This window comes from Pseudomonas saxonica, from assembly GCF_007858365.1.
Taxonomy (GTDB): Bacteria; Pseudomonadota; Gammaproteobacteria; order Pseudomonadales; family Pseudomonadaceae; genus Aquipseudomonas; species Aquipseudomonas saxonica.
The window spans coordinates 226,814-239,930 of sequence record NZ_VFIO01000001.1; the positions used below are offsets into that span (position 1 = coordinate 226,814).

At 58.3% G+C, this 13,117-nt stretch carries 14 protein-coding genes; 1 reads left to right on the top strand and 13 read right to left on the bottom strand.

Annotated elements, in window-relative coordinates; all coding sequences use genetic code 11:
* Window positions 1-36: 36 nt before the first annotated feature.
* Both fliM and fliL read right to left on the bottom strand, forming a co-directional pair.
* A complete protein-coding gene (gene fliM / locus FJD38_RS01250; RefSeq protein ID WP_122783016.1) occupies window positions 37-1,005 on the bottom strand; it encodes a flagellar motor switch protein FliM in 969 nt (322 codons plus the stop codon).
* Between the two features lie 9 nt (window positions 1,006-1,014).
* A complete protein-coding gene (gene fliL, locus FJD38_RS01255; RefSeq protein WP_146383701.1) occupies window positions 1,015-1,509 on the bottom strand; it encodes a flagellar basal body-associated protein FliL in 495 nt (164 codons plus the stop codon).
* A 178-nt stretch (window positions 1,510-1,687) separates the two neighbouring features.
* Here fliL and FJD38_RS01260 point away from each other — a divergent pair, with 178 nt between their 5' ends.
* On the top strand, window positions 1,688-2,512 hold the full coding sequence (locus tag FJD38_RS01260) for an AraC family transcriptional regulator (RefSeq protein ID WP_167654223.1): 825 nt from the start codon (window positions 1,688-1,690) through the stop codon (window positions 2,510-2,512).
* On the opposite strand, the gene FJD38_RS01265 is transcribed toward FJD38_RS01260, so the two are convergent.
* The 11 genes from FJD38_RS01265 to fliE all read right to left on the bottom strand — a co-directional run bounded on the left by FJD38_RS01265 (window position 2,509) and on the right by fliE (window position 12,945).
* Window positions 2,509-3,096 (bottom strand): LysE family translocator, encoded by a 588-nt coding sequence (locus FJD38_RS01265; protein ID WP_146383703.1) that lies wholly within the window; start codon window positions 3,094-3,096, stop codon window positions 2,509-2,511. The two genes, FJD38_RS01260 and FJD38_RS01265, sit on opposite strands and share 4 nt — an antisense overlap.
* Before the next feature lie 321 nt (window positions 3,097-3,417).
* Entirely contained in the window at window positions 3,418-4,656 is a 1,239-nt protein-coding gene (locus FJD38_RS01270; RefSeq protein ID WP_146383704.1) for a flagellar hook-length control protein FliK, read from the bottom strand.
* 76 nt (window positions 4,657-4,732) lie between these two features.
* Window positions 4,733-5,095, bottom strand: a complete 363-nt coding sequence (locus FJD38_RS01275) for an Hpt domain-containing protein (RefSeq protein ID WP_146383705.1) — start codon at window positions 5,093-5,095, stop codon at window positions 4,733-4,735.
* 30 nt (window positions 5,096-5,125) lie between these two features.
* A complete protein-coding gene (locus tag FJD38_RS01280) occupies window positions 5,126-6,820 on the bottom strand; it encodes an ATP-binding SpoIIE family protein phosphatase (protein ID WP_146383706.1) in 1,695 nt (564 codons plus the stop codon).
* Window positions 6,817-7,122: an STAS domain-containing protein gene (locus tag FJD38_RS01285; protein ID WP_146383707.1), complete on the bottom strand. Its 306-nt coding sequence runs from the start codon at window positions 7,120-7,122 to the stop codon at window positions 6,817-6,819. Before FJD38_RS01285 ends, FJD38_RS01280 begins: the two co-directional genes overlap by 4 nt.
* A 91-nt stretch (window positions 7,123-7,213) precedes the next feature.
* Window positions 7,214-7,669 (bottom strand): flagellar export protein FliJ, encoded by a 456-nt coding sequence (gene fliJ / locus FJD38_RS01290; protein ID WP_146383708.1) that lies wholly within the window; start codon window positions 7,667-7,669, stop codon window positions 7,214-7,216.
* A 6-nt stretch (window positions 7,670-7,675) separates the two neighbouring features.
* Window positions 7,676-9,034, bottom strand: a complete 1,359-nt coding sequence (gene fliI / locus FJD38_RS01295) for a flagellar protein export ATPase FliI (RefSeq protein ID WP_146383709.1) — start codon at window positions 9,032-9,034, stop codon at window positions 7,676-7,678.
* Window positions 9,024-9,791, bottom strand: coding sequence for a flagellar assembly protein FliH (gene fliH / locus FJD38_RS01300; protein ID WP_146383710.1), 768 nt, complete (start codon window positions 9,789-9,791; stop codon window positions 9,024-9,026). The genes fliI and fliH overlap by 11 nt, the downstream gene beginning before the upstream one ends.
* Complete coding sequence (gene fliG, locus FJD38_RS01305; RefSeq protein ID WP_122783060.1) at window positions 9,792-10,814, bottom strand: flagellar motor switch protein FliG; 1,023 nt, start codon at window positions 10,812-10,814, stop codon at window positions 9,792-9,794.
* Complete coding sequence (gene fliF, locus FJD38_RS01310; protein ID WP_122783027.1) at window positions 10,807-12,597, bottom strand: flagellar basal-body MS-ring/collar protein FliF; 1,791 nt, start codon at window positions 12,595-12,597, stop codon at window positions 10,807-10,809. Before fliF ends, fliG begins: the two co-directional genes overlap by 8 nt.
* A 15-nt stretch (window positions 12,598-12,612) precedes the next feature.
* Window positions 12,613-12,945: a flagellar hook-basal body complex protein FliE gene (gene fliE / locus FJD38_RS01315; RefSeq protein WP_122783028.1), complete on the bottom strand. Its 333-nt coding sequence runs from the start codon at window positions 12,943-12,945 to the stop codon at window positions 12,613-12,615.
* Window positions 12,946-13,117 lie beyond the last annotated feature (172 nt).

The window sequence follows — 13,117 nt, forward strand, 5'->3', positions numbered from 1 at the left end:
AATCGTTAACACAGCATTTTTTAAAAGAGCCGGCGCTTAGCGCCGACCGATAGGCTCAACCACTTGCAAGGCAAGATTGCCTTTGTGCGAGCCCAGCTTGACCTTGAACGAGGGCACGCCGTTGGCGCGCATCACCAGTTCGTCATTCAGCTCAACGGGGATCACATCCCCCGGTTGCATATGCAAAATATCGCGCAGACGCAACTGACGTCTGGCCACGGTGGCACTCAAGGGCACGTTGACGTCCAGCACGTCTTCACGCAGGGCCTTGCTCCAGCGCTCGTCCTGATCGTCAAGGTCGGACTGGAACCCGGCATCGAGCATTTCACGCACCGGCTCAATCATCGAGTACGGCATGGTGACGTGGAGATCGCCGCCGCCTCCATCGAGTTCGATATGAAAGGTCGAGACCACAACGGCTTCGCTGGGGCCGACGATATTGGCCATCGCAGGATTCACTTCCGAGTTGATGTACTCGAAATTGACTTCCATGATCGCCTGCCAGGCTTCCTTCAAGTCGATGAAGGCCTGCTCCAGCACCATGCGCACCACGCGCAACTCGGTAGGCGTAAACTCACGGCCTTCGATCTTGGCGTGACGACCATCACCGCCAAAGAAGTTGTCCACCAGCTTGAACACCAGCTTGGCATCGAGGATGAACAGCGCCGTGCCGCGCAACGGTTTGATCTTGACCAGGTTAAGACTGGTGGGTACGTACAGCGAATGCACATATTCGCCGAACTTCATCACCTGCACCCCGCCCACCGCCACGTCCGCCGAACGACGCAGCATGTTGAACATGCTGATGCGGGTATAACGGGCGAAACGTTCATTGATCATTTCCAGGGTCGGCATGCGGCCCCGGACAATCCGGTCCTGACTGGTCAGGTCGTAACTTTTGACACTGCCGGGCTCGGCAGCTACTTCGGCCTGTACCAGACCGTCGTCGACGCCATGTAACAGCGCGTCAATTTCATCCTGGGACAGCAGGTCTTGCACGGCCATGTCGTGGTCCTACTGCAATACAAAGTTAGTAAAGAGCACCTGATCGATAACTACTTTTCCGAGTTCCTTCTGTGCGACTTCCTGCACGCTGGCCGTCGCTTTCTGACGCAGCATTTCCTGGCCGACCGGGGTGGCCAGGTCATCGAACGACTGCCCGGAAAAGAGCATCACCAAATTATTGCGAATGACCGGCATATGCACCTTAAGCGCATTGAGGTCATCCTGATCGCGGGCCTGCAGGCTCATGCTCACTTGCATGTAGCGCTGACGGCCATTGGCATTGAAATTAACCACAAACGCCGGCGACATGGCCTCGTAAATGGCAGGCAGCTTAGCGCTGGAAGCCTGGGCCACCGTCGCGGAATCCTTGTCGGCGGACTTCATGAAATACCAGGTCGCGCCCACTGACGCGCCCATCGCCAGCAGCACAGCCACCGCGATCAGGATAATCAGTTTGAGTTTGCCTTTATCGGCGGGATCCTTTACTGCGTCGCTCGTCGCCATGCCAATAATCCGTCACTTTTAGGGTTTCACAGGTGCACGCAAAGGCAGAGCAAGTGTTATGCCAGAAGCAGGATCGAGGAGAGATTCAGACAATCAACAAGGTACTGCGTTGTCGTCAGAGGCAGGTTCATCGTAAAGTCGGTTCACCCTCATGCAGGCTCATGCTCAGGTAAACGCCATGCTGCTTGACGTACCCAGCGCAACCCCCCAGTTCTGGCGCGACCCTCAGTTGCCATTCATCGAGGCACGCTCGATTGCGGACGGTCGTAAGGTCAGCTACGCCCGACACTCCCACACAATTTTTTCCATCGGCGCGATCACTTCAGGGCGCTGTGAGTACTTGCACGAAAAGACCCGCCGTGAAATCTGCGCCGAAACCGTCGTGGTGATGAATCCGGGGGACGTGCACGCCTGCAATCCGGTCGACGATCAGCCTTGGTCTTACGTGATGTTGTATGTAGACGCACAGTGGCTGGCGGGCATTCAGCACGCCTCAGATTCGATTGAAAATCAGGTTTTTGAACCTGTTGCCGCCACTTACACACTGTCCGCAGAGGTCTTCAAAGGCCTTGTCGACTTCTACGCAACACTGGTCGACCCCAGCGTCGCGGTACTGGCCAAGCATGAAGCCGCGATTGGTTTTTTCACGCTGATGCAGCAGAAAATTGGCCGCCCCTCTGTGCCTTTGAAAATGACCAGCCCCAAAGTCGAACGGGTAGCGCAATACATCGATGCGCATTACCTGAGCACCGTGCGCTTGCAGGACATGTGTGAAGCAGCGAACTTGTCCGAGGCCTACCTGATACGCGCTTTTGAATTGCGCTATCACATGACACCCCATGCCTATTTGCTCAATCGGCGGATACAGCATGCGCAAAAGCAACTGCGCAACGGGGCGTCGATCGCCGACATTGCCCAGCAAGCCGGTTTCTCAGACCAGGCACACTTCCAGCGCGTGTTCAAAAAACACATCGCCGCTACACCCGGCCAATACAAGGCTTAAATCATCAGCAACGACGCGGCACAGCCGGCCAGCATGACTGCCATGCTGCGATTGAGTAGACGAATGCGCGGCGCGCTGCGTAAAAATCGAGCCAGAAACGCACCGGCGTAGGCCCAACAGCCGACGGACAGGTAGCAGACCACAAAATAGATCAACGCAAACCAGCCGATCAGCGTCGCTTCGCCACTGGCGACAAACGCCCCCATGCCCGCTATAGCCGCCAGCCAGGCTTTAGGGTTAAGCCATTGCATGGCAGCACCCTGCATAAAAGATGGCGGCGGGATGGAGCCCTGAACGTCGAGGCGCCCGTCACTGACGGCCAGCTTCCAGGCCAGGTACAGCAAAAATGCCATGCCTGCCCAGCGAATCAGCTCGGTCAGTACCGGCCACCGTTCCAGCACTTCGTGCAGGCCAAAACCGGTAAACAACAGCAGCACGACGAAGCCTACCGTGGCGCCCAACACATGACGCAAAGTGGCACCCAGGCCATATTGCATCCCGCAACTCAGGGCCACGACATTGACCGGCCCGGGGGAAATGGACGCGGCTAATGCAAACGCTGCCATTGATAAAAATACACTCATGGTCCCTGCTCTCCGCTCTATGACTGAGCGTCAAGGAGATCACCTTGAGCGGGGCCATGTATTGAACAAAACTGCTCTGCGCGTGTGAGTGAAAGCATATCTGGAAGGTGAGAAAGCCCTGTAGGAGCTGACGAGCTCCGCGAGGCTGCGATCGGCGGCAAAGCCGTCGCAAGACAGTTCAATCAGACCTAGCAGAATGGCCAAGAACTTTGCTTCAGATACATCGTGCTCATAGCGCTTGCGACGATTGCATCGTCGAACGCAGCCTCGCATTACTCGACAGCTGCTACAAGATTTGCGCCGCGGCTATAAGGCCGGGGCTTACGCGTAGTAATCCACCGCACTGCTACCCAGTACGACACTTGGCGCTAGAGCCTCTGCTACAGCGCCCGCATGATCCTCAGCACCATTGCTTTCAAGCCTTTGGCCCCCAGAGCTATTCTGTGCCTGACGCTCCTGCCCCTGACCTTGCCATTGACGCGATTGATCAGAAACATTCACATCGACTTGCCCCATACCCTGCTGGGCAAACATCTCCCGCAGGCGGTGCATTTGGCTGTCCAGCGCCTCACGCACACCCGCATGACCGCTGACAAAATTCACTTGAGCCGCCTGATCGGCGCTGATGTTGACGCGAATATCCAGACGCCCCAATTCCGCAGGCTCTAATTGGATGTCCGCCGATTTGAGGTTGGCACTGGACAGGTACATCACCCGGTTTACCACTTCTTCGGACCAACCGCTCTGATGCATGGCCAAGGGCTGGTTGATCGGCAGCGCGTTGGCTGTTTTGGGCACCGCCGCCTGAGTCAGTGCAGCAAGACGGTTGGCGAAGTCATCGACCCGCGTGTCGCTGGACGCGCTTTTGAGGTCTTTAAGGCCTTCTTCGACCAGACCTTTAAACGCTTTGTCGCCACCTTCGCCAGGTTCAGAGGCATCGGCTTGCGTGTCGTTCAACAGGGCCGCTGTCGCGACAGGCCCTTGAGCGTTCGCCGCCAGGGTGTCAGCGACACCCGATTTGGCAGGTGACTTGCTACCGGCAGATATATGACCGCCCTGCTCCATCGCCAGACGCAATGCAGGCAGATTGTCCAACGGGTCGGCGGGCGGTTCTGCGGTGTCGTCCACTACCGGGTCAGGCTGAACCTGGGCGGCGATCAATGCCACGTTGGGCAGTGGTGGCGCCTGAGCATCGACCTGAGTCGTCTCGACTGTGGGCTGAGTCTCGGTTAAGTCGACCACCGGGACCACGGCAACCGGCTCAGGCGCAGAGGCTGTGTCGCCCGGGGAGGTGTTGTTCAGGTCAGTGTCAGCAGTTTCCTTGGCCTTGCCGGCAGGCAAGGATTTGCCGCTATCGGCAACGGTCGATGATGTGTCGGCGCCCGCCACACCCTTGGCAGCCGGCTCCGGTGCTTTGTTAAACACTGGATCGGACGCCTTGGCATACACCCTGGAAAATTTTTGGTCGCCAGCTTCAACAGGCTGCGCAGCCTTGCTGGCAGCGGCCTTGGACGCTGAGGCGGCAGGTGATGATAGAAGCGGGTTGGCAGCAAATGGCATTGATGAGTCTCCGCTGCACGGCAGGCGTAGGTGCAGGTCAGAGATTCAGAGCAAGGTTCGGGCCAGTTTGGCCCGATTAGTTCGAGGCCGACTCGGATGCGGCGTAACGCTGTCGCTCGGCGACGTAAAGTCGACGTACCATTTGGTACTCATCGCTGATTTCGATGACGAGTTTCTCGACTCCGGCCAACTGCTTTTTATGTGCACGCTCTTCAAGCTGACCACACAGGTGCGCCAAACGAATGGCACCCATGTTGCTGCTGCTGCCTTTGAAGCTGTGCGCAACCAATGTCAGGTCGCTGGCGAGATGGGCGGACTTGAGCTGGTCAAGGCGCTCTTGCGAGTCGGAAAGAAAGGTATCGAGCAGGTCGGCAAACCCACCCTCCATCATGTCGCGTAAAGCACTGACCACGTTGGGGTCCATATGAATGTCAGACACTTGCTCACTCCTTGATCAAGAATGGACAGATTATGCCTGAGCCTCCCATGAAAACTCTACGGTGGCGCTTCGACCATCGTCGGACCAATGCACCTGTGGGCACATTTGCCGGATCAAACTGACCCCGCGACCCGATAAACGGTCTCTGTCCAGCGGTCTGGCCAGTATGCTGGCGACATCAAAGCCAGCACCGCTGTCTTCCACGCAAAGCACCGCCCTACCGCCTTTGCGCAGGGGGATTACGTGTAATTTCACACGCACATAACCGTCTTGCAGGACTGCCAGGCGCTCTTTGCGCAGCTCGTAATATTTTGTAAACCCTTGAGGGTCGCGTTTGAGGCTTGAGTCCAGCCCCAGCACGCCATGCTCCAGAGCATTGCTGTAAAGCTCGGACAGCACTGCATGAATAACCGCCCCTTGGGGTCGCAACCCATGAACTTCCATCAACAATTGCAGCAGATAGGGGAGCGGGTTGAACTGTTGCAGTGAAAGGGCACGAAACTCAAAGCTGGCCGACCAGTCCAGGGGACTGCACTGGCCACTGTCGGAATAAAGCATGGCCGGCGCACCCAACTTCTGCGGTAACTGTGAGGTGATGTGTACCATGCTGACGTCATCACGGCTGCTCCCTTGAAAATCGCGAAGCGCCTGTTCAACCTCGGCAATCAACTGGTGCGGGTCGCGGTTGTTGGCCATTACCCGCTGCAAGCGCTCAACCCCAAACAGCTGATCATCGGGACCACTGGTCTCGACCACCCCATCCGTCAATAAAAACAGCTGATCACCGGGCAGCATCGGCCACACCTGCGTGCCATGGTCGAAGCGCTGCGCAGGCAATACCCCCAAAGGCAAATGCTGCGAAGTCAGGATCGCGTCATGACCCGCCCGACTCAGGAGATAGCCATCGGGCATACCGCCATTCCAGACTTCTACACTGCGCCGCAGCGCGCTTACACAGGCCAATGTGGCGCAGCAAAACATGTCTGTGGGCAAGATGCGCTTGAGCTTGGCATTCATTTCGCGAAGTATTTCGCCCAGCCTGTAGCCCTTGGCCGTCATGCTGTAGAACACTTCAGCCAGCGGCATCGCGCCAATCGCAGCGGGCAACCCATGCCCGGTAAAGTCGGCAAGCAGCAGGTGTGTATCGCCGGTCGGGGTGTAGGCAGCCAGCAATAAGTCGCCGTTGAAGAGCGCATAGGGTGACTGCAAATAATGAATATTGGGCGCACTCAAACAGCCCGAGTGCGCCACCCGGTCAAACACCGCTTTGGCCACACGCTGTTCATTGAGCAGATAGAGGTTGTGCCGCACGATCTGATCGCGCTGTTGCAACACCGTGTCTTGCAAGCGCCGCAAGCGATCCATCACGGTGATTTTCGCCGCCAGCACCAACGGGTTGTAAGGCTTGATCAGCACATCATCGCCCCCCGCTTCAAGCGTACGCGCCAACGCATGCGCGTGATCAAGCGAAGTAAGGAAGATCACCGGCACCAGCGCATCCCCGGCCAGCGCCTTGATCTGGCGAGTGGCCTCAAACCCGTCCATCACCGGCATCAAGGCGTCCATCAACACCAGATGTGGACGTTCGCGGACAAAAAGCTCGACCGCCTCAGCACCATTGGCCGCTAACAGCACCTGATGCCCCTGCCTCTGCACGATCCGTGACAGCAATAGACGATCGACCGCATTATCTTCGGCAATCAGTATCGTCAGCGGGCTGTTCACGGGATATCGAACAGCTTGTTGAAGTTAGAAATCTCCAGGGTTTTGCTCACATCCGAGCTACTGTTGATGACCCGGATGTCCGAGTCATCTCCGCCTGCATAGTCGCGCAACATCAACAACATCCCCAGCGCCGAACTGTCGAGGTAGGTGGCTTCCTTCAAGTCCACCACGATCGACTTAGGCTTGGGTTGAAGTTTTTCGTAAGCGTCACGAAATTCTTGGTGCTTGGCAAAATCGAACCGGCCTTTGATCGCGATTGTCAGTTTGCTGCCGTCTTCCGAGATTACGGACGTAACCGCCATAAGCTTGCTCCCGTGTCAGGTGTCGGTTTGACAGGGAGACTATAGACGGTCTGAAAACGGAGCACGTGCAACCTTCGCTGCTCGCCAGTGGTTACTCGATTGGCGTTATACGCACCAGACGCTGAGACAATTCGTCCATCAGCTTTTGTTCGCGCTTGTCTTCGAGCTGGCGGGCTTCATCGGCGTAGCGCTGCACCAGCTTGCGCAACCCTTCTACACGGGCGTAGGCCTGCTGCCAGGTTTCGCGAGCCTTGTTGAGGTTGTTCTCATGCCACACCAGACTTTGCCGTTGCTGGGTAACTGCGGTTTCCAGCTGATTAAGAAAGTACTGGTAGTTGCGCATCCATTGCCCACTCACACCCTGACTGCCGCGCTCGACCCATTGCGCCTGGTAGTCGCCACGAAAGTTTTCGAGATCGCCGAGCTTGCTGTTGGCCAGGTTGACCTGCCCCTGAAAGTGCCCAAGGCGCATGGCCGCCGCTTTTTCGGTTTTCTCGGCCATGTCGACCACAGGCGCAAGGCGCGCTGCTCTTCCATCCTTGGCCACGAATAGTTACCCGCCTGCTGCTGGAGCAAAGAGAGAGGCCAGATGACCTTCGCTTTCAGCCATGCCGATCTTGTCGTTAAGGCCTTGACGCAAGTAGCCCACCATCGCGGGCTGCAAGGCGATGGCCGTATCGGTTTCGCGGTCACCGCCCGGCACGTAGGCACCCACACTGATCAAGTCCCGCGCTTGCTGGAAGCGCGACCACAGTTGCTTGAACTGCTGAGCGCGGCGCATGTGCTCTACCGTCACCACCGCAGGCATGACCCGGCTGATAGAGGCTTCAATATCGATCGCCGGGTAATGGCCCTCTTCGGCCAAGCGCCGGGATAGCACGATATGACCGTCGAGCACGCCCCGCGCCGAGTCTGCAATCGGGTCTTGCTGGTCATCACCTTCGGACAGCACGGTGTAAAAGGCAGTAATGGAGCCGCCCCCGGCTTCGGCATTACCGGCGCGCTCGACCAGCTTGGGCAATTTGGCAAATACGGAGGGCGGATAGCCCTTGGTGGCAGGGGGCTCGCCAATGGCCAGCGCGATTTCTCGCTGAGCCTGGGCGAATCGGGTGAGCGAGTCCATCAGCAACAAGACATTCTTGCCCTTGTCGCGAAAGTATTCAGCAATCCGCGTGCAGTACATCGCCGCACGCAAGCGCATCAACGGCGCATCATCGGCAGGCGAGGCGACCACCACCGAACGCTTGAGACCTTCTTCACCCAGACTGTGCTCGATGAACTCCTTCACCTCGCGGCCCCGCTCACCGATCAGGCCCACCACGATAATGTCGGCCTCGGTGAAGCGCGTCATCATCCCCAGCAGCACACTCTTGCCCACACCCGTACCGGCAAACAGGCCAAGCCGCTGACCGCGACCCACCGTCAATAGCCCGTTGATGCTGCGAATACCCACATCCAGTGGCACGCTGATGGGATCGCGGTTGAGCGGGTTGATGGTTGGGCCGTCCATTGGCACCCAGTCCTCGGCTTTCATCCCGCCTTTGCCGTCCAGCGCCCTGCCCGCCCCGTCCAGCACACGCCCGAGCATGCTCATGCCCATGGGCAAGCGCCCGGTATCGGCTAACGGCACCACGCGGGCGCCCGGCGCGATCCCGGCGACACTGCCCACGGGCATCAGGAAAATCTTGCTGCCGGAAAAACCCATCACTTCAGCTTCGACTTCGACCGGATGAAAACTGTCGTCGTTGATCACCAGGCAACGGCTGCCCATCGCGGCACGCAGGCCTTCAGCTTCGAGGGTGAGACCGACCATGCGCAGCAGGCGACCTTCGACCACCGGCTGGGCAGGCAATGATACGGCCGGCGCATAGGTGCTCAGGCGCTTGGCAAAACTGGTTCGCTCAAGGCGCATCAGGGGTGTCCAGGTCGACAGCGATGTCTGGCGCGGCCGGGTGCAGCGCTTGCTCGTGAAGCTGATCGAACAGTTGGCTCATCGCCCGCTTGATGCGCGTCTCGATACTGGCGTCGATACGACTGTGTTCAGTTTCAATGCGGCAACCACCGGGTTGCAGCGTGTCGTCTTCAACAATTCGCCAGCGCTCTTCATGGCGCTCGCGCAGGGCTTTGATCTGCTCAAAATCCTGGGGGTTGATAAACAGGCGGATATTGTCAGCCCCCATCGGCAACAGTTTCAGGCCTTCGCGCAGCACCTGTTCGATGAGCCGTGAGTCGGTTTTCATTTCGCGCTGGATGACCTGACGCGTCATGTGCTCCACCAGTCCGACCATGGCTTTTTCAAGCTGCATGTCCTGCTCGGCCAACGGCGCCATGAGGTTGTTCATCAAATGTTCGAGACTGGCCACCTTGGCCGTCAGTGCGGCCTCGGCCTCTTGACGCACCTTGAGCTGGGTACTGTGAAAACCTTCTTTTTCGCCGGTCGCGAAGCCATCGTTATAAGCCTCCTGACGGATGCTTTCGAGCTCTTCGAGGGTCAGTGGCTGGACTTCATCCAGTGGCACTTCTTCAACCTCGTCGACCATTTCTTCAACGGGCTCGGGCTCAGGCTCGACCGGCTCACGCCACGGGTCGAAGCTGGGCAGGCCCCACAGATCAAAAGCACCCACATCCTTGGCGCGAATCACATCTCCCGGAGAGTCACCGTTACTCACTTAGATCATCTCTTCGCCGCCCTTCCCGCCGAGAACGATTTCTCCGGCTTCGGCCATACGGCGGGCGATGGTGAGGATTTCCTTCTGCGCCGTCTCGACGTCACTGACGCGAACAGGGCCCTTGGCTTCGAGATCGTCGCGCAGCAGTTCGGCCGCTCGTTTGGACATGTTCTTGAAGATTTTCTCCTGCACGTTGTCGTCAGACCCTTTGAGCGCCAGCACCAGCACATCGGAGGAGACTTCGCGCAGCAGCGCCTGAATACCGCGGTCGTCAACATCGGCCAGGTTGTTGAACACAAACATGAGGTCTTCGATCTGACCGGACAGGGTCTCGTCGATATCGCGAATCGAATCCATCAACTGCGCTTCTATCGAACTGTCGAGGAAGTTCATGATGTCAGCCGCACGCTTGATCCCGCCCAAAGAGGTGCGGGCCGAATTGGAGTTGCCGGAGAACTGTTTTTCGAGGATCTGGTTCAGTTCTTTGAGCGCTGCCGGCTGCACGGTATTGAGCGACGACACGCGCAGGATGATGTCCAGACGCGCTTTTTGATCAAAGTGGCCGAGCACTTCACCCGCCTGATCCGGGTCGAGGTACGCCACCACGATGGCTTGAATTTGCGGATGCTCGTAACGAATGACATCCGCCACCGCACGCGGCTCCATCCATTTCAGGCTGTCGAGGCCGCTGGTGTTGCCACCCAGCAGAATCCGGTCGATCAAGCCGTTGGCCTTGTCTTCGCCCAGCGCCGAGGTCAACATTTTGCGGATGTAGCTGTCGGAGCCAACGCCAAGGCTGGTTTGATCGCCGACGATCTCGACGAACTCGCTCATCACCTGCTCGACCTGCTCGCGGTGTACGTTGCGCATTTGCGCCATCGCCACACCCACCCGCTGGACCTCTTTGGGGCCCATATGTCGCAGCACCTGGGCCGCATCGGCTTCACCGAGTGACAGCAACAGGATCGCGGCCTTGTCGACGCGGCTCAGCTTGGCGTTCGCGGCGGCGCGGTTATCACTCATCGGCATTGATCCACTCTTTAACGACCTGAGCCACACGGCCCGGGTCTTCTGCTACCAGACTTTTGATGGCATTCAACTGTGCGTCATAGCCTTCGCTCGGGCTAGGCAACAGGATGCTTTTAGGCCCGCCCAGGCTGACCCGGTCGTTGGCCAGTTCGCCATCCAGACCGCCCATGCCGGCCAGCTCGGCGTCGCTGCCAATACCCGCCACCTGCTTGTTGCGACCGTTGCCGGTGAGGTTATTGAGCACCGGGCGCAACACGCCAAACACCAGCACCAGAATAAACAGCACACCCAACCCTTGTTTCAGCACATCCCAGAACCAGGGCTGCGAATAAAACGGGATATCGGCTATGACTTCTGCGCGTTCGGCGGAGAACGGCACGTTGATCACACTGACGCTGTCACCCCGGCTGGCATCGAAACCCACGGCGTCCTGTACCAGACGGGTAAAGCGCGCCAATTGATCGCTGGTCCACGGCACCTGGGTAATTTCACCGTTAGCGGGGTTGACGTTGACCTTGTCGTCGATCACCACGGCCACCGACAGGCGATTGACCTTGCCCTGCTGCTGCTTGGTGTGACTGATGGAGCGGTCGAGCTCAAAGTTGCGCGTCGACTGCGTGCGTTTGTCCGCCGGGTACGGCGCGAGCATGGGCTGGCCGGTGGCCGGGTCCATGATCTGCTGACCGTTGGCATCAAGCAAAGGCTGGCCGGGCTGAACCATGCCAGCGCCCGCACCGGCGGCTTGCCCCGTTTGCTGCGGTGCCGTGGCCGGGCCAGGCGGCTGATTGCTCAACGCCCCCGGGACGCCTTGCGGACCATTGCTGGCAGTGCGCTGCTCGTTGGTCGATTGCTCGCTGCGCAGCGCCGGTTGATCCGGGTTGAACTGTTCGGAAGTGGACTCGACTGCGCTGAAATCGACATCGGCGGATACTTCAGCCTTGTAGCGGTCGTTGCCCAGCACCGGTTGCAGGATGTTGTGCACGCGCTGGGTGAGCAGGCCTTCCATGCGGCGGCTGTAATCGAACTGCTTGCCGGCCATGGTCAATTCGGAGTTTTCCGATTGATCAGACAGCAGATTGCCCTTTTGGTCGACGACCGTGATCTGCGACTTGCTCAGTTCAGGAACACTGGTGGCCACCAGATTGATAATGGCCAATACCTGCCCCGGCTCAAGCGAACGCCCGGCGTACAACTCGACCAGCACCGAGGCGCTGGGCTTGCGTTCGTCACGGACAAAGACCGAGCTTTTGGGAATGGCCAGGTGCACGCGGGCAGCCTTGACGTTGTTCAGGCTGGAAATGGTGCGAGCCAGTTCGCCTTCAAGACCGCGGCGGTAGCGCGTGGCTTCCATGAACTGGCTGGTGCCCAGGCCTTGATCCTTGTCGAGGATTTCAAAGCCGATATTGCTGTCGGTCGGCGTGACTCCGGCGGCGGCGAGCTTGAGACGCGCACGGGCAACGTCATCGGCCTTGACCAGCAAGGCTCCCGAGTTAGGTTCAACGGTGTAGGCAATGTCGGCGGCGGCCAGGGTTTCGGTGACCTGCTTGGCGTCCATACCGGCCAGACTGCCGTATAGCGGCCGGTAGTCGGGCTGTTGCGACCACAGGACTACAGCAAAGCCGATTGCCACGCTTGCTGCCAGACCGACCATAAGGCCGACCTGACGCAACATGGTCATATCAGCCAGGTTGTCCAGAAAGGAAAGACCAAACAGCGGGGGCTTGCCGCCCGCCGGGCCGGTATTGGCCGGAACGTTATCCGTGAGTGCATCTGCCATGACTTGATATCGCCCTTAAACCGGCATCTGCATGATGTCTTGGTACGATTGAACCAGCTTGTTTCGTACCTGGGTCAAGGCCTGGAATGAAACGCTGGCCTTTTGCGAGGCGATCATCACATCCGTCAGGTCGACACCACTCTTGCCGATCTCAAAAGCGTTAGAGAGTTGAGTCGACGCCTGCTGAGTATCGCTGACCTTATTGATCGCGTTACCGAGCATGTCCGAGAAGCTACTGGCACCCGCTTCAGGCGCGGCTTGCACAGACGATTTCGATTGCGCCATAGCGTCCATTTGCATGGCCCGCATATCCAACATCAATCGATTAAATTCAATACCTTGGCTCATGGACCACTGCCTCCGACAACCCGCATTTTTTTGACGCTGGGACAACGCTTACTGGGTTAAAGCAACAAAGATGCCAGCTCTATGCCACATAGTGTGATTAACGTAACAAAACGTCGCGTCTGCGGATTGAAATCAAGATCAACCCTCACCCCAACCCTCTCCCAAAAGGAGA